General features: G+C 69.7%; 23 protein-coding genes. 4 read left to right on the top strand and 19 right to left on the bottom strand.

The window, feature by feature from the left end:
* Position 1 precedes the first annotated feature (1 nt).
* Positions 2-574 (top strand): cob(I)yrinic acid a,c-diamide adenosyltransferase, encoded by a 573-nt coding sequence (locus ACH45E_RS41415; protein ID WP_361454513.1) that lies wholly within the window; start codon positions 2-4, stop codon positions 572-574.
* On the opposite strand, the gene ACH45E_RS41410 is transcribed toward ACH45E_RS41415, so the two are convergent.
* Positions 571-1,104, bottom strand: a complete 534-nt coding sequence (locus tag ACH45E_RS41410) for a hypothetical protein (RefSeq protein ID WP_361454518.1) — start codon at positions 1,102-1,104, stop codon at positions 571-573. The genes ACH45E_RS41415 and ACH45E_RS41410 overlap by 4 nt on opposite strands.
* A 165-nt stretch (positions 1,105-1,269) precedes the next feature.
* On the opposite strand from ACH45E_RS41410, the gene ACH45E_RS41405 reads away from it, so the two are divergent.
* The 3 genes from ACH45E_RS41405 to ACH45E_RS41395 all read left to right on the top strand — a co-directional run bounded on the left by ACH45E_RS41405 (position 1,270) and on the right by ACH45E_RS41395 (position 5,019).
* Positions 1,270-2,436 carry a histidine kinase gene (locus tag ACH45E_RS41405; RefSeq protein WP_361454606.1) on the top strand — a complete coding sequence of 389 codons (1,167 nt, stop codon included), beginning with the start codon at positions 1,270-1,272 and terminating at the stop codon, positions 2,434-2,436.
* Positions 2,433-3,074 (top strand): response regulator transcription factor, encoded by a 642-nt coding sequence (locus ACH45E_RS41400; RefSeq protein WP_361454521.1) that lies wholly within the window; start codon positions 2,433-2,435, stop codon positions 3,072-3,074. The genes ACH45E_RS41405 and ACH45E_RS41400 overlap by 4 nt, the downstream gene beginning before the upstream one ends.
* Before the next feature lie 121 nt (positions 3,075-3,195).
* Positions 3,196-5,019 (top strand): glycoside hydrolase family 18 chitinase, encoded by a 1,824-nt coding sequence (locus ACH45E_RS41395; RefSeq protein ID WP_361454524.1) that lies wholly within the window; start codon positions 3,196-3,198, stop codon positions 5,017-5,019.
* Positions 5,020-5,028: 9 nt separating this feature from the next.
* Here the strand turns inward: ACH45E_RS41395 and ACH45E_RS41390 are convergent, their stop codons facing one another.
* From ACH45E_RS41390 to ACH45E_RS41305, 18 genes are all read right to left on the bottom strand, one after another.
* Positions 5,029-5,475, bottom strand: coding sequence for a DUF2550 domain-containing protein (locus ACH45E_RS41390; RefSeq protein WP_361454527.1), 447 nt, complete (start codon positions 5,473-5,475; stop codon positions 5,029-5,031).
* A gap of 158 nt (positions 5,476-5,633) precedes the next feature.
* Positions 5,634-6,008: a F0F1 ATP synthase subunit epsilon gene (locus ACH45E_RS41385; RefSeq protein ID WP_361454530.1), complete on the bottom strand. Its 375-nt coding sequence runs from the start codon at positions 6,006-6,008 to the stop codon at positions 5,634-5,636.
* A gap of 116 nt (positions 6,009-6,124) precedes the next feature.
* Positions 6,125-7,561, bottom strand: coding sequence for a F0F1 ATP synthase subunit beta (gene atpD, locus ACH45E_RS41380; RefSeq protein ID WP_361454533.1), 1,437 nt, complete (start codon positions 7,559-7,561; stop codon positions 6,125-6,127).
* Positions 7,561-8,499, bottom strand: coding sequence for a F0F1 ATP synthase subunit gamma (locus ACH45E_RS41375; protein ID WP_361454535.1), 939 nt, complete (start codon positions 8,497-8,499; stop codon positions 7,561-7,563). Before ACH45E_RS41375 ends, atpD begins: the two co-directional genes overlap by 1 nt.
* Positions 8,500-8,520: 21 nt before the next feature.
* Positions 8,521-10,110 (bottom strand): F0F1 ATP synthase subunit alpha, encoded by a 1,590-nt coding sequence (gene atpA / locus ACH45E_RS41370; RefSeq protein ID WP_361454538.1) that lies wholly within the window; start codon positions 10,108-10,110, stop codon positions 8,521-8,523.
* A 131-nt stretch (positions 10,111-10,241) separates the two neighbouring features.
* Positions 10,242-11,057 carry a F0F1 ATP synthase subunit delta gene (locus ACH45E_RS41365; RefSeq protein WP_361454541.1) on the bottom strand — a complete coding sequence of 272 codons (816 nt, stop codon included), beginning with the start codon at positions 11,055-11,057 and terminating at the stop codon, positions 10,242-10,244.
* Positions 11,054-11,599 carry a F0F1 ATP synthase subunit B gene (locus ACH45E_RS41360; RefSeq protein ID WP_361454544.1) on the bottom strand — a complete coding sequence of 182 codons (546 nt, stop codon included), beginning with the start codon at positions 11,597-11,599 and terminating at the stop codon, positions 11,054-11,056. Before ACH45E_RS41360 ends, ACH45E_RS41365 begins: the two co-directional genes overlap by 4 nt.
* Before the next feature lie 37 nt (positions 11,600-11,636).
* A complete protein-coding gene (locus tag ACH45E_RS41355; RefSeq protein WP_361454547.1) occupies positions 11,637-11,888 on the bottom strand; it encodes a F0F1 ATP synthase subunit C in 252 nt (83 codons plus the stop codon).
* 74 nt (positions 11,889-11,962) lie between these two features.
* Positions 11,963-12,799: a F0F1 ATP synthase subunit A gene (gene atpB / locus ACH45E_RS41350; protein WP_361454550.1), complete on the bottom strand. Its 837-nt coding sequence runs from the start codon at positions 12,797-12,799 to the stop codon at positions 11,963-11,965.
* Between the two features lie 210 nt (positions 12,800-13,009).
* Entirely contained in the window at positions 13,010-13,456 is a 447-nt protein-coding gene (locus tag ACH45E_RS41345; RefSeq protein WP_361454553.1) for a hypothetical protein, read from the bottom strand.
* A gap of 288 nt (positions 13,457-13,744) precedes the next feature.
* A complete protein-coding gene (locus tag ACH45E_RS41340; RefSeq protein ID WP_361454556.1) occupies positions 13,745-15,100 on the bottom strand; it encodes an MraY family glycosyltransferase in 1,356 nt (451 codons plus the stop codon).
* 117 nt (positions 15,101-15,217) lie between these two features.
* On the bottom strand, positions 15,218-16,477 hold the full coding sequence (glyA, locus tag ACH45E_RS41335; protein WP_361454559.1) for a serine hydroxymethyltransferase: 1,260 nt from the start codon (positions 16,475-16,477) through the stop codon (positions 15,218-15,220).
* 232 nt (positions 16,478-16,709) lie between these two features.
* A complete protein-coding gene (locus ACH45E_RS41330) occupies positions 16,710-17,387 on the bottom strand; it encodes a protein-tyrosine-phosphatase (RefSeq protein ID WP_361454562.1) in 678 nt (225 codons plus the stop codon).
* Positions 17,384-18,031 (bottom strand): L-threonylcarbamoyladenylate synthase, encoded by a 648-nt coding sequence (locus ACH45E_RS41325; RefSeq protein WP_361454565.1) that lies wholly within the window; start codon positions 18,029-18,031, stop codon positions 17,384-17,386. The genes ACH45E_RS41330 and ACH45E_RS41325 overlap by 4 nt, the downstream gene beginning before the upstream one ends.
* Before the next feature lie 61 nt (positions 18,032-18,092).
* Positions 18,093-18,932 (bottom strand): peptide chain release factor N(5)-glutamine methyltransferase, encoded by an 840-nt coding sequence (gene prmC, locus ACH45E_RS41320; RefSeq protein ID WP_361454568.1) that lies wholly within the window; start codon positions 18,930-18,932, stop codon positions 18,093-18,095.
* A 109-nt stretch (positions 18,933-19,041) separates the two neighbouring features.
* The gene (gene prfA, locus ACH45E_RS41315; RefSeq protein ID WP_361454570.1) at positions 19,042-20,118 is read right to left on the bottom strand and encodes a peptide chain release factor 1; all 1,077 of its coding nucleotides are present in this window, start codon (positions 20,116-20,118) and stop codon (positions 19,042-19,044) included.
* Between the two features lie 112 nt (positions 20,119-20,230).
* Complete coding sequence (gene rpmE, locus ACH45E_RS41310) at positions 20,231-20,455, bottom strand: 50S ribosomal protein L31 (RefSeq protein ID WP_014675000.1); 225 nt, start codon at positions 20,453-20,455, stop codon at positions 20,231-20,233.
* Positions 20,456-20,578: 123 nt separating this feature from the next.
* The gene (locus ACH45E_RS41305; protein ID WP_361454573.1) at positions 20,579-21,712 is read right to left on the bottom strand and encodes an LCP family protein; all 1,134 of its coding nucleotides are present in this window, start codon (positions 21,710-21,712) and stop codon (positions 20,579-20,581) included.
* Positions 21,713-21,814 lie beyond the last annotated feature (102 nt).

Raw genomic sequence — 21,814 nt, 5'->3', positions numbered from 1 at the left:
CATGGTCAATCTGACGCGCATCTACACCAGGACCGGCGACCGGGGCACCACCGCCCTCGGCGACATGAGCCGGGTCGCCAAGACCGACCTCAGGATCTCGGCGTACGCCGACGCCAACGAGGCGAACGCGGTGATCGGCACGGCGATCGCGCTGGGCAACCTGGAGGCGGAGATCGTCAAGGTCCTCACCCGCGTCCAGAACGACCTGTTCGACGTGGGTGCGGACCTGTCGACGCCGGTGGTGGAGAACCCTGAGTTCCCGCCCCTGCGGGTCGAGCAGTTCTACATCGACAAGCTGGAGGCGGACTGCGACCACTTCAACGAGCAGCTGGAGAAGCTCCGCTCCTTCATCCTCCCCGGCGGCACCCCCGGCGCGGCACTGCTGCACCAGGCGTGCACGGTCGTACGGCGGGCCGAGCGCTCCACGTGGGCCGCCCTGGACGAGCACGGCGAGGCGATGAACCCCCTCACCGCCACCTACCTCAACCGCCTGTCCGACCTCCTGTTCATCCTGGCGCGGACGGCGAACAAGGAGGTCGGGGACGTGCTGTGGGTGCCGGGCGGGGAGCGTTAGCGCTCACGCTTGGGGAACAGCGTGTAGCTGCCGGCGATGGCCACGTTGATGCCGATCAGCCACAGCATGCGCTGCTGCCACTCCAGCAGTGAACCGGTGTCTCCGTCGCCGCCGACGTACCAGACCGCGGCCTGCAACAGGGCCATGGCGACCAGCGCCGCGACGATCCAGCGGCCCGCGACCCTCCACTCGTGGACGGCGCGGGCCGTGCCGTACTTCGGGGGCCGCACGGGAGGCGGTCCGCCCGCGAAGCGGTGGGCGACCCGGGCGTCCGCCCACTTGATCGTGGAGTGACCGAGGCCGACGGTGAAGCCGATGTACACGGCGGCGAGGCCGTGCCGCCAGTCGGGCTCGGCACCGTTCTTCAGGTCGATCGCCGTGACGACGAACAGCACGACCTCCAGGAGCGGCTCGCACAGCAGCAGGGCGAGGCCCACCCGGGGCTTCCTGAACCCGTACCGGAACGCCAGCCCAGCGGCCAGCAGCACCCAGAAGGCCACCTCACAGGCGACGACCAGTCCGACGATCATGGCTCGCTCCTTTCGCTCGCCCCACCCGGCTCACCTCACCAGGCTCGCCCGGACGGCCGCGCGGATCGTCGTCGCGGGTGACGAATCCGCGGTAATCGAAAGATGCAGCTGGAGACCCGTCCGGAGGAGCACGCGGACGGCGCCGGCCCCGTGTTGGATGGGGCCATGCCCGGACGCCTGCCCCGCCCGCACCGCGACGACGTGCTCATCGCCGTGGGCGGGCTGCTCGGGGGGCTGCTGCTGTGGGCGCTGGGCATCCATCCGCGCGTGCCCTCGGACAGCCTCGTGCTGTGGCCCCAGCGCTGGGCGCCCCTGGTGCCGCTGGCCGTGACCGCCGCCTGCGAGCCGCTGCGCCGCACCCGGCCCCGGACCGGCCTGCTGATCGGCACGGCGGCGCTGGTCGTGGACACGGTGACCCTGGGCAGCATCGTCACGATCGTGCTGTACACGGACCTGATGTACTCGGCCGTCCTGTACGGCAGCCCCGCCGCCGCCCGCCGCATCCCCTGGATCACCGGTCTGCTCACGGTGATCGGCGGGGTGGTGCCGGCCGCGCTGTGGCGCGATCCGCAGGGTCTGCTGATCGGCGTCGGCATCGGGGTCGTGGCGCTCGCCCCCGCGGCGACCGGCTGGGTCGTGCGCAATCACCGCGACGCCGCCGAGGCCGCCCGGCTGCGTGCCGAGCAGACCGCGCTGCTCGCCGAGATCGACCGGGTCCAGGCGGTCACCGCCGAGCGGGCGCGGATGGCCCGGGAGCTGCACGACCTGGTGGCGGGCCACCTTTCGGCCATCGCCATCCACTCCACCGCCGCCCTGTCCATCGACGACCCGGACACCTCACGGCAGGCCCTGTCCGTCGTCCGCGAGAACAGCGTGGACGGACTCGCCGAGATGCGGCGGCTGATCGGCATCCTCCGCGAGGGGGACGACGCGCCGGCCGCGACACCGACCCTCGACGGTCTCGCCGCCCTGGTCGACGGCGCCCGCGCGAACGGCCTCGACGTCCGGCTCGACGCCGGCCCCGGCCAGGTGCCCGTACCGGTGGGTCTCGCCGCCTACCGGATCGTGCAGGAGTCGCTGACCAACGCGCTCAAGCATGCCTCGCCCGGTCGCGTCCATGTGGTGCTGAAGCAGTCCGACGGCGCCCTGCTCATCCGGGTGAGCAGTCCGTACGCCGACGCCGACGGCCCCCGTGCCCCCGGCTCCGGCGCGGGGCTCGTCGGTATGCGGGAGCGTGCCGCGCTGCTGGGCGGCAGCTTCGACGCCGGGCCCGACGGCGCGCTGTGGACCGTACGGGCCGCCCTCCCCGTGACCGAAGGAGACCCCGCGTGATCCGTGTCCTGGTCGCCGAGGACCAGTCGGCCGTCCGCTCCGGACTGGTCCTCATCCTGGGCAGCGCGCCCGACATCGAGGTGGTCGGGGAGGCGGCGGACGGCCGGCAGGCGGTGGCACTGGCCAGGGAGCTCAGGCCGGACCTGGTGCTGATGGACGTGCAGATGCCCCGGCTGGACGGGGTGTCGGCGACCCGGGAGGTGGTCGCGGAGGGGCTCGCGGACGTGCTCGTGCTGACCACCTTCGACCTCGACGAGTACGTCTTCGGGGCGCTGCGGGCCGGGGCGGCCGGCTTCCTGCTGAAGAACGCGGAGGCACGGGACCTGCTGGAGGCCGTGCGGACGGTGGCGCGCGGGGAGGGGATCGTGGCCCCGGCGGTCACGCGGCGGCTGATCGCCGAGTTCGCCGCCCGGCCGGTGCGGGGGCCGTCCGTCGATCCGGCGGTGCTGGAGACGCTGACGCGCCGCGAGCGCGAGGTGCTGGCGTGCATCGGGGAGGGGCTGTCGAACGCCCAGATCGCGGGGCGGCTGGAGATGGCCGAGGGGACGGTGAAGACCCACGTCAGCCGTCTGCTGGGGAAGCTGGAGCTGCGCAGCCGGGTGCAAGCGGCCGTGCTGGCGCAGGAGTTGGGGATCTAGCGCCGCGCGAGACCAAGTGGTCCAGACCTATTGACCGGTGGTCCAGACCTTTCTATTCTCGCGGCACCGTGGGCATGAAGGCTCAGTCATGCCCCTGACATCCCCACAGAGGAGGCGCAGCATGCGCTTCGTACACAGAGCCGCGGCAGGGTTCGCGACCCTGTTGCTCCCCGTGGCCGGGCTGGTCGGCCTGGCGGGTCCCGCCCAGGCCGCCACGACCGCGACCGCCACCTACGCCAAGGCGTCGGACTGGGGCACCGGCTTCGAGGGCAAGTGGACGGTGAAGAACACCGGCACCACGGCCATCAGCTCCTGGACCGTCGAGTGGGACTTCCCCTCCGGCACGTCGGTCACCTCGGCCTGGGACGCGGACGTCACGTCCTCGGGCACCCACTGGACCGCCAAGAACAAGTCCTACAACGGCAGCCTCGCCCCCGGCGCCTCCGTCTCCTTCGGCTTCAACGGCGCCGGCTCCGGCTCGCCGTCCCACTGCAAGCTGAACGGCGACAGCTGCGACGGCACGACGGTCCCCGGTGACGCGGCACCCTCCGCGCCCGGCACACCGACCGCCTCGGGCATCACCGACACCTCGGTGAAGCTCAGCTGGAGCGCGGCCACCGACGACAAGGGCGTCAAGAACTACGACGTCCTGCGGGACGGGGCCAAGGTCGCCACCGTGACCACCACCTCGTACACCGACACCGGCCTGAGCGCCGGCACCGACTACTCCTACACCGTCCAGGCCCGAGACACCGCCGACCAGACCGGACCGGTCAGCGGCGCGGCCGCCGTACACACCACCGGGGGCGGCACCACTCCCCCGACCACCGGCTCCAAGGTCAAGCTCGGGTACTTCACCGAGTGGGGCATCTACGGGCGCAACTACAACGTCAAGAACCTCGTGACCTCGGGATCGGCCTCCAAGATCACGCACATCAACTACGCCTTCGGCAACGTCACCGGCGGCAAGTGCGCGATCGGTGACTCCTACGCCGACTACGACAAGGCCTTCACCGCCGACCAGTCCGTCAGCGGCATCGCCGACACCTGGGACCAGCCGCTGCGCGGCAACTTCAACCAGCTGCGGGAGCTGAAGGCCAAGTACCCGAACATCAAGGTGCTGTGGTCCTTCGGCGGCTGGACCTGGTCCGGCGGCTTCGGCGAGGCGGCCAAGGACCCGGCGGCCTTCGCGCAGTCCTGTTACGACCTGGTCGAGGACCCGCGCTGGGCCGATGTGTTCGACGGCATCGACATCGACTGGGAGTACCCGAACGCCTGCGGGCTGAGCTGCGACACCAGCGGCGCCGCCGCCTACAAGAACGTGATGGCCGCGCTGCGCGCCAAGTTCGGCTCGAAGAACCTGGTCACCGCGGCGGTCACGGCCGACGGCTCCTCCGGCGGCAAGATCGACGCGGCCGACTACGCGGGCGCCGCGAGCTCCGTCGACTGGTACAACGTGATGACGTACGACTTCTTCGGCGCCTGGGACGCGCAGGGCCCCACCGCCCCGCACTCCCCGCTCACCTCGTACAGCGGCATCCCGAAGGCCGGCTTCACCACGGCCGACGCGATCGCCAAGTACAAGGCCAAGGGCGTGCCCGCGAGCAAGCTGCTGATCGGCATCGGCTTCTACGGCCGCGGCTGGACCGGCGTCACCCAGGACGCCCCGGGCGGCACGGCCACCGGCCCGGCGGCGGGCACGTACGAGCAGGGCATCGAGGACTACAAGGTGCTCAAGACGTCCTGCCCGGCCACCGGCACCGTCGCGGGCACGGCGTACGCCCACTGCGGCAGCAACTGGTGGTCCTACGACACCCCCGCCACCATCGGCACCAAGATGTCGTGGGCCAAGAACCAGGGGTTGGGCGGCGCGTTCTTCTGGGAGTTCAGCGGTGACACCGCGAGCGGCGAGCTGGTGAGCGCGATCAACAGCGGACTGTCGTAAGGAAGTGCCCTAAGCGACGTTGACGCGCTGACCGGGCGGGGCTGCCTCCAGCCACGCGAGGAAACCGGTCAGCGCGTCCTCGCTCATGGCGAGTTCCAGGCGCGTGCCCCGGTGCATACAGGCGAGGACGACGGCGTCGGAGAGCAGGGCCAGCTCCTCCTCGCCCTCGGGAAGCCGGCGGCCGGCCACTTCGATCCGCGCCCGCTCCAGGACGCGGCGCGGGCGCAGGGCGTAGGAGAAGACGCGGTACCACTCGATGCGGTCGCCGTTGTAGCGGGCGACGCCGTAGCTCCAGCCCTTGCCGCCGGTGTCGGGACTCTCCGGCACGTCCCAGCGCAGGGAACAGTCGAAGGTGCCGCCGGAGCGCTGGATCAGTCTGCGGCGCAGGCCGAACAGGAACAGTCCCACCACCACGAGTACGACCACGATCCCGCACACAGTCAGAGCGAGGACCATCGGCACCGACCTCCTCGTCTCCTAGGTAACGGAACGTAAAAAAGACCCTGATTCACCTCAGCCGCGACCGGCACCGGATCGCTCCGGTCCCAGCCGCGGCTGAGGTGCGTCATCACGCTCTCCCCCAGAGCCTAAAGGGCCTGGGAGGGGCCTCCAGTTCAGCGCGCCGTCGCAGCGCGCAGGCGGACGTCCGCCCGGCGCTCGGCGGTGGCGTCACCTTCGGCCTTCGCGCGCTCGAGCTCGCGCTCCTCGCGCTGGACATCGATCTCGTCCGAAAGCTCGGCGATCTCGGCCAGCAGCGACAGCTTGTCGTCCGCGAACGAGATGAAACCGCCGTGCACCGCGGCGACGACCGTTCCACCATCACTCGTACGGATGGTCACCGGGCCCGACTCCAGCACACCGAGCAGCGGCTGGTGACCGGGCATGACGCCGATGTCGCCGGACGTGGTGCGCGCGACGACCAGGGTGGCCTCGCCGGACCAGACCTCTCGGTCGGCCGCGACCAGCGCGACGTGCAGCTCAGCAGCCAAGGGTGGCTCCTCGGGTCACCACCCGGCGGTAGTGCCGGGTGTGGGGTCAATTCTAGTAGGCGTGAAGGAGGGGACGGGACTCGCCCGTCCCCTCACGACTCAGGCGGCTGCCGGAATCAGGAGACGCCCAGCTCCTTGGCGTTGGCCTTGAGATCCTCGATGCCACCGCACAGGAAGAACGCCTGCTCCGGGAAGTGGTCGTACTCGCCGTCGATGATCGCGTTGAACGCGGCGATCGACTCGTCCAGCGGCACGTCCGAACCGTCGACGCCGGTGAACTGCTTGGCGACGTGGGTGTTCTGGGACAGGAAGCGCTCCACGCGACGGGCACGGTGGACGACGAGCTTGTCCTCCTCGCCGAGCTCGTCGATACCGAGGATCGCGATGATGTCCTGGAGGTCCTTGTACTTCTGGAGGACCGTCTTCACCCGCATGGCGGTGTTGTAGTGGTCCGCCGCGATGTAGCGCGGGTCCAGGATGCGGGACGTGGAGTCCAGCGGGTCCACGGCCGGGTAGATGCCCTTCTCGGAGATCGGACGGGAGAGCACCGTCGTCGCGTCGAGGTGGGCGAAGGTGGTGGCCGGGGCCGGGTCGGTCAGGTCGTCCGCGGGGACGTAGATCGCCTGCATCGAGGTGATCGAGTGACCACGGGTCGAGGTGATGCGCTCCTGGAGGAGACCCATCTCGTCGGCCAGGTTCGGCTGGTAACCCACCGCGGAGGGCATCCGGCCGAGCAGGGTCGAGACCTCGGAACCGGCCTGCGTGAAGCGGAAGATGTTGTCGATGAAGAACAGCACGTCCTGCTTCTGGACGTCACGGAAGTACTCGGCCATGGTGAGGCCGGCCAGCGCGACGCGCAGACGGGTGCCCGGGGGCTCGTCCATCTGGCCGAAGACCAGGGCGGTCTTGTCGATGACGCCCGAGTCCGCCATCTCCTCGATGAGGTCGTTGCCCTCACGCGTGCGCTCACCGACACCGGCGAACACGGAGACACCGTCGTGGTTGTTGGCGACGCGGTAGATCATCTCCTGGATGAGCACCGTCTTGCCGACACCGGCACCACCGAACAGACCGATCTTTCCACCCTTGACGTACGGGGTGAGAAGGTCGATGACCTTGACGCCGGTCTCGAACATCTCGGTCTTCGACTCGAGCTCGTCGAAGTTGGGGGCCTTGCGGTGGATGGACCAGCGCTCGCCCTCGTACTGCTCGTCGACGTTCAGCACGTCACCGAGGGTGTTGAACACCTTGCCCTTGGTGAAGTCGCCGACCGGGACGGTGATGCCGTCGCCGGTGTCGGTGACCGGGGCCTGGCGGACCAGACCGTCGGTGGGCTGCATGGAGATGGTGCGGACCAGGCCGTCACCCAGGTGCTGGGCGACCTCCAGGGTCAGCGTCTTCTTCTCGCCGGCGTTGGCCGGGTCGGCCACCTCGACGTGCAGGGCGTTGTAGATCTCCGGCATCGCGTCGACGGGGAACTCCACGTCGACGACCGGGCCGATGACCCGGGCGACGCGGCCCGTGGCCGTCGCGGTCTCAACAGTGGTGGTCATTAGCGGTCACTCCCCGCGGTCGCGTCGGCCAGGGCGCTGGCGCCACCGACGATCTCGCTGATTTCCTGGGTGATTTCGGCCTGGCGGGCCGCATTGGCAAGACGGGAGAGCGTGTTGATCAGCTCGCCCGCGTTGTCGGTGGCCGACTTCATCGCGCGCCGTGTGGCGGCGTGCTTGGAAGCCGCCGACTGCAGGAGCGCGTTGTAGATCCGGCTCTCGACGTACCGCGGCAGCAGGGCGTCGAGGACGTCCTCCGCCGAGGGCTCGAAGTCGTACAGCGGAAGGATCTCGCCCTGGGGCTTCTCCGCGGCCCCCGCGGCGGTAGCCGCTGATGTCACAGCTTCGAGGCGCAGCGGAAGCAGCCGGGCGTCGAGCGCCGTCTGCGTCATCATCGACACGAACTCGGTGTAGACGATGTGGAGTTCATCCACGCCGCCGTCCGCCGTCTCCGTCTCGATGGCCTCGATCAGCGGCGCCGCGACCTTCTTGGCGTCCGCGTACGAGGGCTCGTCGGTGAAGCCCGACCACGACTCCGCGACCTTGCGCTCGCGGAAGTTGTAGTGGGACAGACCGCGGCGGCCGACGATGTAGGTGTCGACCTCCTTGCCCTCCGCCTCGAGGCGCGCCGTCAGCTGCTCGGCGGCCTTGATGGCGTTGGAGTTGAAGGCACCGGCCAGACCGCGGTCGCTCGTGAGGAGCAGCACCGCGGCACGCGTCGGCGTCTCCGCCTCGGTGGTCAGCGGGTGCTTGGTGTTCGACCCGGTACCGACCGCCGTGACCGCGCGGGTGAGCTCGGTCGCGTACGGCGCGGAGGCCCGCACCTTGCGCTGCGCCTTGACGACACGCGAGGCGGCGATCATCTCCATCGCCTTGGTGATCTTCTTGGTCGCGGAGACGGATCGGATGCGACGCTTGTAGACCCGGAGCTGGGCTCCCATGAGTCAGGTCCCTTCCTTACGTCACTTGGCCGCGGCCGGGGCGTCCTCGCCGAGAAGCTTGCCGTCCGAGGTCTCGAACTGCTTCTTGAAGTCGGCGATGGCGTCGGCAACAGCGGTGAGGGTGTCGTCCGACATCTTGGCGCCCTCCTTGATGGAGGTCATGAGGCCCTGCTCCTTGCGGTGCAGGTACTCGAGCAGCTCCTTCTCGAAGCGGCGGATGTCGGAGACCGGGACGTCGTCCATCTTGCCGGTGGTACCGGCCCACACGGAGACGACCTGGTCCTCGGTCGGCATCGGCTGGTACTGAGCCTGCTTGAGCAGCTCGACCAGTCGCTGACCACGCTCCAGCTGCGACTTCGACGCGGCGTCCAGGTCGGAACCGAAGGCGGCGAACGCCTCCAGCTCACGGTACTGGGCGAGGTCCAGACGCAGACGGCCGGAGACCTGCCGCATCGCCTTGTGCTGGGCGGAACCGCCGACTCGGGAGACGGAGATACCGACGTTCAGCGCGGGGCGCTGACCGGCGTTGAACAGGTCCGACTCCAGGAAGCACTGGCCGTCGGTGATGGAGATGACGTTGGTCGGGATGAACGCCGAGACGTCGTTGGCCTTGGTCTCGACGATCGGCAGACCGGTCATCGAGCCGGCACCCATGTCGTCGGAGAGCTTGGCGCAGCGCTCGAGGAGACGGGAGTGCAGGTAGAAGACGTCACCCGGGTAGGCCTCACGGCCCGGCGGGCGGCGCAGCAGCAGGGAGACGGCGCGGTAGGCGTCGGCCTGCTTCGAGAGGTCGTCGAAGATGATGAGGACGTGCTTGCCCTCGTACATCCACTGCTGGCCGATGGCCGAACCGGTGTACGGCGCCAGGTACTTGAAGCCGGCCGGGTCGGACGCCGGGGCGGCGACGATGGTCGTGTACTCCAGCGCGCCGGCCTCTTCCAGGGCGCCACGCACGGAGGCGATGGTCGAGCCCTTCTGACCGATGGCGACGTAGACGCAGCGGACCTGCTTCTTCGGGTCGCCCGAACGCCAGTTGTCGCGCTGGTTGATGATCGTGTCGACGGCCAGGGCGGTCTTGCCGGTCTGACGGTCACCGATGATCAGCTGGCGCTGGCCGCGGCCGATCGGGGTCATCGCGTCGACGGCCTTGTAGCCGGTCTCCATCGGCTCGTGCACCGACTTACGGGCCATGACGCCCGGAGCCTGCAGCTCCAGGGCGCGGCGGCCGGTGGTCTCGATCTCGCCGAGGCCGTCGATCGGGTTGCCGAGCGGGTCGACGACGCGGCCGAGGTAGCCCTCGCCGACCGCGACGGAGAGGACCTCGCCGGTGCGCTGCACCGACTGACCCTCCTCGATGCCGCTGAACTCACCGAGGACGATGGCGCCGATCTCGCGCTCTTCCAGGTTCAGCGCGAGGCCGAGGGTGCCGTCCTCGAACTTCAGCAGTTCGTTGGCCATGGCCGAGGGAAGACCCTCGACCTTCGCGATGCCGTCGCCGGCAAGGGTGACCGTACCGACCTCCTCGCGCGAGGCCGCGTCCGGCTTGTACGACTGGACGAAGTTCTCCAGCGCGTCCCGGATCTCCTCCGGCCGGATCGTGAGCTCCGCCATCTGGGTTCCCTGCTCTCCTTGTTGGGCCCGAAGTTTCACTTGGGGGGTTGTGGGACTCCCCCCAATAAGAGGTGAATCCTCTGCACGGCCCAACCAGGGCCGTCGTGTACGTCTTGCGTGTTGAGTTGCGGCTAGCCCGCCATGCGGCGGGCGGCGTCCTCGAGCCGGTCCGCGAGGGAGCCGTTGATGACCTCGTCACCGACCTGCACCCGGATCCCGCCGACGACCTCGGGGTCGACGTCCAGGTTGAGGTGCATCCGGCGGCCGTAGAGCTTCGCGAGAGCGGCGCCCAGGCGCTGCTTCTGCGGGTCGCTCAGCGGCACCGCCGAGGTGACGACGGCGACCGCCCGGTCCCGCCGCTCGGCGGCGAGCCTGGACAGGGACTCGAGTCCCGCCTCAAGGCTACGTCCCCGCGGCGCGGTCACGAGGCGCGTCACCAGACGCTCGGTGGTCACCTTGGCCCGGCCGCCGAGCAGCCGGTGCAGCAGCTCGACCTTGGCCGAGGTGGTGGCCTTGCGGTCGGTCAGCGCGGCGCGCAGCTCGGTGTTCGAGGAGACGATCCGGCCGAACCGGAACAGCTCGTCCTCGACGTCGTCGAGCGTGCCCGTCCGCTGCGCGGCGGTGAGGTCGGCGATGTTCGCCAGCTCCTCCAGCGTGTCCACCAGGTCGCGGGTCTGCGACCAGCGGGACCGCACCAGGCCGGACACCAGGTCGGCGGTGGCACCGCTGACCTGGCCGCCGACCAGGCGCTGGACGAGCGTGGCCTTGGCCTCGCCGGGCTGCGCCGGATCGGTGAGGACCCGACGCAGCGACACCTCGCGGTCGAGCAGCGCGGTGACGGCCGCCAGCTCGTCGGCGAGCTGCGTCGCGTCCACGGACGTGGTGTCCGTCAGCGCGTCGAGCCGCTCTCGTGCGGCTGCCAGTGCCTCGCGGCTCGCTCCGTTCATCGCGTGGCCTCGGCCTTCTCCTCGAGCTCGTCGAGGAAGCGGTCGATCACACGGCTCTGGCGGGCGTGGTCCTCGAGGGACTCGCCGACGAGCTTGCCGGCCAGTTCGGTGGCGAGCTTGCCGACGTCCTGACGGAGCGCGGACGCGGCGGCCTTGCGGTCGGCCTCGATCTGCGCGTGACCGGCGGTGATGATTTCCTCACGCTGCCGCTGGCCTTCGGCGCGCATCTCGGTGATGAGCGCGGCGCCCTGCTCCTGAGCCTCCTGGCGCAGGCGCGCGGCCTCGTGCCGGGCCTCGGCGAGCTGGGCCTTGTACTGCTCGAGGACGCTGTGGGCCTCGGTCTGCGCGGCCTCGGCCTTCTCGATACCGCCCTCGATCGCCTCGCGGCGCTGCTCCAGAACCTTGTTGATGTTCGGAAGGAGCTTCTTGGCGAGGAAGCCGAAGACGATGACGAAGGCGATCAGGCCGATGACGAGCTCTGGGATCGGCGGGATGAGGGGGTTTTCGGCCTCCTCCGCCGCCAGCAGAACCAGGGGGCTCATATCAGTGCCTTTCGTCTATTGGTGCGCGACGGTCGGGTCAGGAGGTCGGGTAGACGAACGGCATGACCAGACCGATCAGGGCGAGCGCCTCACAGAAGGCGAAGCCGAGGATCTGGTTGGCACGGATGAGACCGGCCGCCTCGGGCTGGCGGGCGAGGGCCTGCGTGCCGTTACCGAAGATGATGCCGACGCCGACGCCCGGGCCGATCGCGGCGAGGCCGTAACCGATCGAGCCGAGGTTGCCCTTGATCTGGGTGGCGGCGAGGGTGGCCTGCGCAAGAGCGGACATGCCGGTTCTTCCTTCTCTTTCAAGTACCGGTGGGGGTTGGCCACCGGATGTCTCTGGGTGGGAGGTCAGGGTGCTCAGTGGTGCTCGGCGAGCGCGCCCTGGATGTAGCTGCAGGTCAGCAGTACGAAGACGTACGCCTGGACAGCCTGGATGAAGAGCTCGAAGGCGGTCATCACGATGACCATCACGAACGAGACACCGGAGTAGGCGATGCCGATGCCGTTCAGCATGTACCAGCTGGCGATCGTGAAGAGCAGCAGCAGCGTGTGACCGGCGAACATGTTCGCGAAGAGTCGCACGGCGTGCGTGAAGGGCCGGACCAGCAGGTTCGAGAAGAACTCGATGGTCATCGACAGCGGGAGCACCCCGCCGAGCGTCTTGTCGTAGCCGGTGAAGTTCTTGAAGGCTCCGACGAAACCCTGCCGCTTGAAGGTCAGCGAGACCCACGTGATGTAGACGAGGCCGGCCAGGACGGCGGGATACGAGATGATCGCCGTGACCGGGAAGGCCGCGACCGGGATGATCGACCAGAGGTTCATCATCCAGACGAAGAAGAACAGCGAGACGACGAACGGGACGTACTTCTCACCCTCCTTCTTGCCGATGGTCTCGTAGACGACACCGCGCCGCACGAAGTCGTAGCCGGCCTCGGCGACCATCTGCAGCTTGCCCGGGACGAGCTTCGGACGAGCGAAGGCGGCCCAGAAGAAGCCGACGATGATGATCGACCCGAGCAGCGCCAGCAGCATCGTCTTGTTGAAGTACACGTTGCTGTCCGCGTCGCCCCAGAGCGGCTTGAACAGGAACGAGTGCAGGCCCGGAGCCGGGAAGCCGCACCCGTCGAACAGGTGACAGCTCGTATCGAAAGCGAGCGTCTGCGTCGGGTCAGCACTCACCGCGGGCTCCTTCATCGTGGCGCATAGGTACGGCAACCTCGTTGTGTCGGCGCGGCGCGGAGCCGCGGTTCGGCACGGGACTGGTGTTACGGATGTGGGGGCGGCTGGGGGGCATCTCGCCTCGCGATTGAGCAGGCGTCAGCTCGGATGCCCGCGCCCGCGATGCCGCAGTTGGCACCGGACGATAGCAGGATCTCTCGTGCGCCTTTATCCCGGGCCTACCTCTCACGACGAGTGCCCCGACTTCTCAGGCTTGTCACCCTTCGCGGAGGCGTTCGAGTCAGGCTCGACATAGAGGATCTTGGCCTTCATGTGAGCACGCGTCTGCGCGGCGATCCACGTGAGGGTGCCGGCCACCAGCACGATGGCGAAGGCCCGGGGGCTGAACAGCGTCGTGTTCTTGAAAATGGAGAGAAAGATGAAGAGCAGCAGCAACTGGGCCGCGTAGAGCATCAGGCCCATCATCTGGAACAGCTGCGGCAGCGCTTTGGCGGTGCGCTGGAGCACGTAGAGCCCGATCCCCATGAACAGGACCACGATCACCGTCGCGACGGCCGCCCCGATCGCACCCTTGCCGCCCGCGACCACGCCGCTCACGACGGCGGCGATCACGCCGACGGCAGCCGTGGGTACGGCGGCCTGGGCCAGCATCCGGGCGTCATTGGACGGCATGGCGGCAACTCCGCTTTCACAGGGGGCAGGGTGTCGTCATGGACGAGCGTAGTCCCGGTCCGAGGGTTGGAGACCTCACGCCAAGGGACCGTCGCATCGCGGTCCTTCGGCTCTATCCCGGGTTCTCGTGAACCGTATCACAAACTATTTGATGAGGTCTTTACCTCTAGGGTGTGCTTGCTGTCACACATGAGAGTGACAGTGCGCGTCTGTGCAGAAACCGGGGTGTCTTGTCTGGTATTGGGGGGCTTTGCTCCCCCACGACTTGGCAATGCTCTAGTCAGATTCTTACCTTGAGCCGCCGCCGACGCGGGGCCGTGGACGGGCCCCCAGGGCGGTCGCTCCGTTGGCCCCGGGCACCGCGGCGGCGACCGGAGCGGGGTGCGCCGCGGCCTCCTCCTCGCCGTGCCCGGTGGCCTGAGCGTGCTGCTCGGGCTCCGCGCGCTGAGCGTGCTGCTCGGACGTCGCGGTCGCGCGGCGGCGCCGGTAGCGCGGCGGCAGCAGGCCCTCGGCCCAGCGCGGGGCGCGTGGGGTGAACCGCGGCAGCAGGAGCAGTACGAGGCCGATCGCGCTGAGGAGGGCCGCCCCGAGCACGATCCACATCGACGCGGAGTTCACGGAGTACGCCAGCGCGCCGAAGCCGATCAGCGCCGACCAGAAGTACATGAGCAGCACGGCCCGGCTGTGCGAGTGGCCGATCTCCAGCAGTCGGTGGTGCAGGTGGCCGCGGTCGGCGGCGAACGGGGACTGACCGCGCCAGGTGCGGCGCACGATGGCCAGGACCAGGTCGGCGGCCGGCACGGCGATGATCGTCAGCGGCAGCAGCAGCGGGATGTAGACCGGCACCGTCTGGTGCACGGCCGCCTTCTCGGATCCCGCGTAAAGGTTCAGCGCGTCCGGGTCGACCTGGCCGGTGATGGAGATCGCGCCCGCCGCCAGGACCAGGCCGATCAGCATCGAGCCGGAGTCGCCCATGAAGATCCGCGCGGGATGCATGTTGTGCGGCATGAAGCCCAGGCACATGCCCATCAGGATCGCCGAGAACAGCGTGGCCGGGGCGGCGGCCTCGATGCCGTACGAGTACCAGATCCGGTAGGCGTACAGGAAGAACGCGCCGGCGGCGATGCACACCATGCCGGCGGCGAGGCCGTCGAGGCCGTCGACGAAGTTGACCGCGTTGATCGTGATGACCACCAGCGCCACCGTCAGCAGCGTGCCCTGCCACTGGGTCAGCGCCACGTTGCCGACGCTCGGGATGGGCAGCCACAGGATCGTCAGACCCTGCATGACCATCACACCGGCGGCGATCATCTGACCGCCCAGCTTGATCAGGGCGTCGATCTCGAACTTGTCGTCCAGGACGCCGATCAGCCAGATGAGCGCCGCTCCGGAGAGCAGCGCCCGCGGTTCGTTGGACTTCTCGAAGACCGCACTGAGGTTGGTGAGGTGGTCCGCGACCAGCAGGCCCGCGCACAGGCCGAAGAACATGGCGATACCGCCGAGCCGCGGAGTGGGTTCCCGGTGCACGTCACGGGCCCTGATCTCCGGCATCGCTCCGGCCACGATCGCGAACTTCCGTACCGGCCCTGTCAGCAGATACGTCACCGCGGCCGTGATGCAGAGCGTCAGCAGGTATTCACGCACAGGCTTCCCCACAGGTCTCGCTGGCCATCTCAGCCCCACACCCTAGCGACGTACGCATATCTGTGGGGACTGCCGGGTAGCGACGATGGTTGCACGTAAGGCTGTGTGCGGGTGCGCCTACCCGCGCTCAGCCGGAATACGGCCCGGATACGGCGGGAATCCGGCCGCCAGTTCCCGCACCTCGCCACGGGCCGCCGTGGGATCCGTCTCACCGCGCAGCACACCGGCGAGCAGCGCCGCGATCCGCGTCATCTCCCGCTCCCCCATGCCCTGGGTGGTCACCGCGGCGGTGCCCAGGCGCAGCCCGCGGGCGTCGCCGTGCGGCAGTACGCAGCAGTCGAGCACGATCCCGGCGGCGGCGAGCCGCCCGCGCGCGGTGCGCCCGTCGACGCCGAGCGGGGCCGGGTCGGCGGTGATCAGGTGGGTGTCGGTGCCGCCGGTGGTGACGGCCAGCCCCTCGGCGGCCAGTCCGGCGGCGAGGCCGCGCGCGTTGGCGACCACCTGATGGGCGTACGCGGTGAACGCCGGTGTCGCCGCCTCGCCGAACGCCACGGCCTTCGCGGCGATGGTGTGCATCTGCGCGCCTGCCTGGGTGAAGGGGAACACGGCCCGGTCGACACGCTCGGCCAGCTCGGTGCCGCACAGGATCATCCCGCCGCGGGGACCGCGCAGCACCTTGTGGGTCGTCGCGCACACGATGTCGGCGTACGGCACCGGGCTGGGCGCCGCTCCGCCCGCGACCAGCCCTATCGGATGCGCGGCATCGGCGATCAGATAGGCCCCGGCCTCGTCGGCGACCTCGCGGAAGAAGGCGTAGTCGATGTGGCGCGGGTAGGAGATCGACCCGCACACGATCGCTTTGGGCCGGTGCGCGCGGGCCAGTGCCCGCACCTGGTCGTGATCGATGAGCCCGGTCTCCGCGTCCACCCCGTACCCGACGAAGTCGAACCAGCGGCCGGAGAAGTTCGCGGGCGAGCCGTGAGTGAGATGCCCGCCGTGCGCCAGCCCGAGGGCGAGGACGGTGTCACCGGGCCGCAGCAGGGCGGCATACGCGGCGAGCACGGCCGACGACCCCGAGTGCGCCTGCACGTTCGCGTGCTCGGCCCCGAACAGCCCCTTCGCCCGCTCCACCGCGAGCCGCTCCGCGACATCGACGATCTCGCAGCCACCGTGATGCCGGGCCCCCGGATACCCCTCCGCATACTTGTTGGCCAACGCCGATCCCAACGCCGCCAGCACCGCCGCCGACGCGAAGTTCTCCGCCGCGATCAACTGCAACGTCGTCGCCTGCCGCTCCACCTCACCCAGCACGATCCCGGCCAGCTCCGGGTCCTGCCGCCGCAGGACATCGGCCTCGAGGGTATGGGTGACCGACATGACACACTCCGGGCGGTCGACGGTGACGTGAGTCCAATGTAGGCCGGGGACGACGACTGCGCCGCGCGGCGGTTCTCAGCCCGTCCGGGGGTGCCCCTCTGGGGGAGTTTGAGGACGAGGCCGTTCAGGCCGAAGCGGGGGTCCGGGGGCGGCAGCCCCCAGCGGGGTCGGAGGGGCGGAGCCCCTGGAGGACGGGAAGGGTAGGGGCGGCGGGGGCGAAACCCACAGGCCACTACGTCCGCGCCGGTACGCCCGTCAGCGCCGTGACCACAGGGTCCAGCGCCTCGTGTATCTCGTCGCCGATCGAGCGGAAGAACGGCAGCGGCGCCCCGTACGGGTCGTACACCTCGTCCGCCTCGGCGGTGGGCGCCAGCAGCCACCCCCGTAGCGCGGCCGCCGCACGGACCAGCGCACGCGCCCGCGCGACCAGCCCGTACTCCAGCCCGGGAAGCGTCGCCGGGTCGATGGCCCGCACCAGGCGGGTGAACTCCTTCAGCGTGAAGGTGCGCAGGCCGGCCGAGTGCCCCATGGAGATCACCTGCGCCCGGTGGTCCCGCGTGGCGGTCAGCACCAGGTCCGCCATGATCACGTGCTCGTCCAGCAGCTCCCGCCCGACGAACCCGGAGGCATCCGCGCCGAAGTCGGCCAGCACCGCCTCCGCGTTGGCCTCCATGGGCGCACCCTCGTGCCCCCAGGTGCCCGCGCTCTCCACGATCAGCCCGCCGCCCAGTACCCCGAGCCGCTGCGCCACGAAATGGCGGGTCAGCCGCTCGGTGATCGGCGAGCGGCACACGTTGCCGGTGCTGACATGGAGGATGCGGAAGCTGTCGCGCGGAAACCCGAACGTCGTCGTCTCTTCCGCGTTGTATCCACCGCCGCCTATGCCACGCCCCGCGTCAGGGGCCGTCAATTCGCCACCTCGAGGTCGGGTACGACCTTCCGCAGCTCGTCCGGTGAGATCGCGCCCTCGCGCAGCAGCAGCGGCACCTCGCCGGTGACGTCGACGATGGACGACGGCACGTTGCCCGGGGTGGGGCCGCCGTCGAGGTAGACGGAGACGGAGTCGCCCAGCATCTCCTGCGCGGCGTCGCAGGTCTCCGGCGCGGGGTGGCCCGTGAGGTTCGCCGACGACACGGCCATCGGGCCGACGTCCGTCAGCAGCTCGATCGCGACCGGGTGCAGCGGCATGCGTACGGCAACCGTGCCACGGGTGTCCCCGAGGTCCCACTGCAGGGACGGCTGGTGCCGGGCGACCAGCGTGAGGGCCCCCGGCCAGAACGCGTCGACCAGCTCCCAGGCCAGCTCGGAGAAGTCGGTGACGAGACCGTGGAGCGTGTTCGGGGAGCCGATCAGCACAGGAGTGGGCATGTTGCGGCCCCGCCCCTTGGCGTCGAGCAGATCGGCCACCGCCTGCGAGGAGAACGCGTCGGCGCCGATGCCGTACACGGTGTCGGTGGGCAGCACCACGAGTTCGCCCCGGCGGACGGCGGACGCGGCCTCGCGCAGACCGGTCGCGCGGTCGGTCGCGTCATTGGTGTCGTATCGCCGTGCCATGTCTAGCGGGCCTCCTCGTACACGAAGTACACGAACTGCTGGTGGGGATGGATCGTGGGGGTCACGGCAGCGCCTTGCGCGCGGTCGCGAACCGGGGACGGTTGTTGAGGTCCGGGTGGTCGGCCGCGTCGGCCCAGCCCCGCTCCTCGGTGAAGATCCACGGCACCTGTCCGCCCTGTGTGTCGGCGTGCTCGATGACGACGACCCCGCCGGGCCGCAGCAGCCGGTGCGCGGTGCGCTCCAGACCGCGGATGAGGTCGAGGCCGTCCTCCCCGGAGAACAACGCCAGTTCGGGGTCGTAGTCGCGGGCCTCGGGGGCGACGTACTCCCATTCGGTGAGCGGGATGTACGGCGGGTTGGAGACGACCAGGTCGACCTGGCCGTCGAGGTCGTGGAAGGCGTCCAGGGCGTTGCCCTGGCGCAGGTCGACCCTGGACCCCTCCACGTTCTTCCGGGTCCACTGGAGGGCGTCCTCGGACAGCTCCACGGCGTGCACGCGGGAGCGCGGCACCTCCTGGGCGAGGGCGAGCGCGATGGCGCCGGATCCGGTGCACAGGTCGACGATGCACGGCTCCACGACGTCCATGGCGCGCACCGCGTCTATGGCCCAGCCGACCACGGACTCGGTCTCGGGCCGGGGCACGAACACGCCCGGCCCGACCTGGAGTTCCAGGTACCGGAAGTAGGCCCGCCCGGTGATGTGCTGCAGCGGCTCGCGCTGTTCGCGCCGGGCGATGACCTCCCAGTAGCGGGCGTCGAAGTCGGAGTCCTTCACGGCGTGCAGCTCGCCCCGCTTCACCCCGTGCACGAACGCGGCGAGTTCCTCCGCGTCGGTGCGCGGCGAGGGCACGCCGGCGTCGGCCAGCCGCTGGGTGGCCTGCGCCACCTCCGCGAGCAGCACGCTGCGGGGGCTTGGGGGTCGCCCCCCAAAATCTTGCTGCACGCTCGTCCTCCGGTGTTCAGTACTTCGTCACGTGCGTGAACCGCGTCGTGACCTGCGTGACGTGCCCTTACGCGGCCGCGAGTTTCGCCGCCGAGTCCGCGTCGACGCAGGCCTGGATCACCGAGTCGAGGTCGCCGTCCAGGACCTGGTCCAGGTTGTACGCCTTGAAGCCGACACGGTGGTCCGAGATGCGGTTCTCCGGGAAGTTGTAGGTGCGGATCTTCTCGGAGCGGTCGACGGTGCGGACCTGGCTGCGACGGGCGTCGGCGGCCTCCCTCTCCGCCTCCTCCTGCGCCGCGGCGAGCAGCCTGGAGCGCAGGATACGCAGTGCCTGCTCCTTGTTCTGCAGCTGGCTCTTCTCGTTCTGGCAGGAGGCGACGACTCCGGTCGGCAGGTGCGTGATGCGCACCGCGGAGTCGGTGGTGTTCACGGACTGGCCGCCCGGTCCGGAGGAGCGGTAGACGTCGATGCGGAGGTCGTTGGGGTTGATCTCCACGTCCACCTCCTCGGCCTCGGGGGTGACGAGGACACCGGCGGCGGAGGTGTGGATACGGCCCTGGGACTCGGTCGCGGGCACCCGCTGCACGCGGTGCACACCGCCCTCGTACTTCAGGCGGGCCCACACGCCCTGGCCGGGCTCGGTGGCGCCCTGGCCGCCCTTGGTCTTCACCGCGACCTGGACGTCCTTGTAGCCGCCCAGCTCGGACTCGGTGGCGTCGATGATCTCGGTCTTCCAGCCGATCCGCTCGGCGTACCGCAGGTACATGCGCAGCAGGTCACCGGCGAACAGGGCGGACTCGTCGCCGCCGGCGCCCGCTTTGATCTCCAGGATGACGTCCTTGTCGTCACTCGGGTCGCGCGGGACGAGCAGGAGGCGCAGCTTCTCGGTGAGTCCCTCGCGCTGCTTCTCCAGGTCCTTGACCTCGGCCGCGAAGTCCGGGTCGTCGGCGGCGAGTTCGCGCGCGGTGTCGATGTCGTCGCCGGTCTGCTTCCAGGAGCGGTACGTGGCGACGATCGGGGTGAGCTCGGCGTAGCGCTTGTTCAGCTTGCGCGCGTTCGCCTGGTCGGCGAAGACCGACGGGTCGGCGAGCTTCTTCTCCAGGTCGGCGTGCTCTGCGACGAGTTCCTCGACGGCCTCGAACATCTTGGGCTCCTGATACTGCGGGGGGAGGGCTGGCGGGCGACCAAAAACGCCGGTCCCGGCGCGGCGCCCTCCGGGGAGGGGCCGCGGCCGTGGACCGGCGGATTGGGGCTCGCTACTTCTTGGAGCCGGCGGCAGCCTTGCCGAAGCGGGCCTCGAAGCGGGCCACACGGCCACCGGTGTCGAGGATCTTCTGCTTGCCCGTGTAGAACGGGTGGCACTCGGAGCAGACCTCGGCCCGGATGGTGCCGGACTCGATGGTGCTGCGGGTGGTGAACGACGCGCCGCAGGTGCAGCTGACCTGCGTCTCGACGTACGCGGGGTGGATGTCGCGCTTCAAGGTGTCTCCTAGGTTTCGGGAGGGCACCGGGTCGCTGCCGCGGGGTGCGGTGGCGTGAACCGGGGCCGACGTACCAGTCTGCCAGGACTGGGGCCATCCCCCAAAACCGGGGGTTCGCGTTTTCTATTCCCCCGCAGTCACGACGCCCTTGGCCTCGCCCGTCGCCGTGCCCTTCGTGGCGCTCGCCGGGATGGGCCGGTCGTTCTTGAGGGCCGTCCAGACCTGCTTGGCCTTGGCCTGCTGGACGATGACGCGGTTGGGGTTCGCGGGGTCGTACTGGACCGGCATCGTGACCATGTGCATGTGCGAGGAGCTGATGCCGCTGAGGCCGTCGGCGAAGTCCGTCAGGGAGTTCACCGAGCCCAGGTCGGAGTCGGTGGTGACGGCCTTGGTGGCGGTGTCGGCGAGGTCGAGCAGCTTCTTCGGGTTGGTGAAGACGCCGACGTGCTTGACCTGGTCGAGCAGGGCCTTGACGAAGGCCTGCTGGAGCTGGATGCGGCCGAGGTCGGAGCCGTCGCCGACGCCGTGCCGGGTGCGGACCAGGCCGAGGGCCTGCTGACCGGTGAGCTGGTGCGTGCCGGCCTTGAGGTCCAGGTGGCTCTGCGGGTCCTTGATGGCCTTGGTCGTGGTCACCGGGACGCCGCCGAGCTCGTCGATGAGCTTCTGGAAGCCGGCGAAGTCGACCTCGAGGTAGTGGTCCATGCGCAGGCCGCTGAGGGTCTCCACGGTCTTCACGGTGCAGGCGGCACCGCCGGTGGAGTACGACTCGTTGAACATGACCCCTCTGGCCGCGGGGTGGGTGGTGCCCTTGGTGTCGGTGCACTCGGGGCGGTTGATGAGGGTGTCGCGGGGCATGGAGACCACGGAGGCCTTCTTGTGGCCCTTGTAGACGTGCACGATCATCGCCGTGTCGGAGCGGGCGCTGCCGTCGTCGGTGCCGCCGCCGAGCTTCTTGTTGGAGCCTGCGCGGGTGTCCGAGCCGAGGACCAGGATGTTCTCGGAGCCGTTGTCGGCCTTGGCCGGCCGGTCCGTGCCGAGCGCCTGGTTGATGTCGACGCTCTTGAGGTTGCCGTTGAGCTTGAAGTACACGTACCCGATGCCGGTGCCGCCCAGCAGCAGCACGCCTCCGGCCGTCCAGGCGGTGACCACCAGGGCCTTGTGACGCCTGCTGGGCGCCTTGCGGCGGCGCCCCTTGGCTCGGCGGCCCTTCGTGCCGGGCTGGGCTATCGCGGGCTCGGGCGTGCTCTCGGCAGACATGCGCTCCTCGAATTCTCGTCCGGTCGGTTACCCCCTGTTTTCAGGGACAGGCCTGGTCTCGCGACCCTTACCGCACCATCGTCACTCCCCGAGGTCAGACGG

Source organism: Streptomyces sp. NPDC020299 (assembly GCF_044387825.1).
Lineage (GTDB): Bacteria > Actinomycetota > Actinomycetes > Streptomycetales > Streptomycetaceae > Streptomyces.
This window is presented reverse-complemented; position numbering and strand designations above follow the sequence as displayed.

Excerpts from the sequence above, each read along its gene's own strand:
- ACH45E_RS41415 (WP_361454513.1), top strand. The coding sequence starts at position 2 with ATGGTCAATCTGACGCGCATCTACACCAGGACCGGCGACCGGGGCACC.
- ACH45E_RS41410 (WP_361454518.1), bottom strand. The coding sequence starts at position 1,104 with ATGATCGTCGGACTGGTCGTCGCCTGTGAGGTGGCCTTCTGGGTGCTG.
- ACH45E_RS41405 (WP_361454606.1), top strand. The coding sequence starts at position 1,270 with ATGCCCGGACGCCTGCCCCGCCCGCACCGCGACGACGTGCTCATCGCC.
- ACH45E_RS41395 (WP_361454524.1), top strand. The coding sequence starts at position 3,196 with ATGCGCTTCGTACACAGAGCCGCGGCAGGGTTCGCGACCCTGTTGCTC.
- ACH45E_RS41390 (WP_361454527.1), bottom strand. The coding sequence starts at position 5,475 with ATGGTCCTCGCTCTGACTGTGTGCGGGATCGTGGTCGTACTCGTGGTG.
- atpD (WP_361454533.1), bottom strand. The coding sequence starts at position 7,561 with ATGACCACCACTGTTGAGACCGCGACGGCCACGGGCCGCGTCGCCCGG.
- ACH45E_RS41375 (WP_361454535.1), bottom strand. The coding sequence starts at position 8,499 with ATGGGAGCCCAGCTCCGGGTCTACAAGCGTCGCATCCGATCCGTCTCC.
- atpA (WP_361454538.1), bottom strand. The coding sequence starts at position 10,110 with ATGGCGGAGCTCACGATCCGGCCGGAGGAGATCCGGGACGCGCTGGAG.
- ACH45E_RS41365 (WP_361454541.1), bottom strand. The coding sequence starts at position 11,057 with ATGAACGGAGCGAGCCGCGAGGCACTGGCAGCCGCACGAGAGCGGCTC.
- ACH45E_RS41360 (WP_361454544.1), bottom strand. The coding sequence starts at position 11,599 with ATGAGCCCCCTGGTTCTGCTGGCGGCGGAGGAGGCCGAAAACCCCCTC.
- ACH45E_RS41355 (WP_361454547.1), bottom strand. The coding sequence starts at position 11,888 with ATGTCCGCTCTTGCGCAGGCCACCCTCGCCGCCACCCAGATCAAGGGC.
- atpB (WP_361454550.1), bottom strand. The coding sequence starts at position 12,799 with ATGAAGGAGCCCGCGGTGAGTGCTGACCCGACGCAGACGCTCGCTTTC.
- ACH45E_RS41345 (WP_361454553.1), bottom strand. The coding sequence starts at position 13,456 with ATGCCGTCCAATGACGCCCGGATGCTGGCCCAGGCCGCCGTACCCACG.
- glyA (WP_361454559.1), bottom strand. The coding sequence starts at position 16,477 with ATGTCGGTCACCCATACCCTCGAGGCCGATGTCCTGCGGCGGCAGGAC.
- ACH45E_RS41325 (WP_361454565.1), bottom strand. The coding sequence starts at position 18,031 with ATGGCACGGCGATACGACACCAATGACGCGACCGACCGCGCGACCGGT.
- prfA (WP_361454570.1), bottom strand. The coding sequence starts at position 20,118 with ATGTTCGAGGCCGTCGAGGAACTCGTCGCAGAGCACGCCGACCTGGAG.
- ACH45E_RS41305 (WP_361454573.1), bottom strand. The coding sequence starts at position 21,712 with ATGTCTGCCGAGAGCACGCCCGAGCCCGCGATAGCCCAGCCCGGCACG.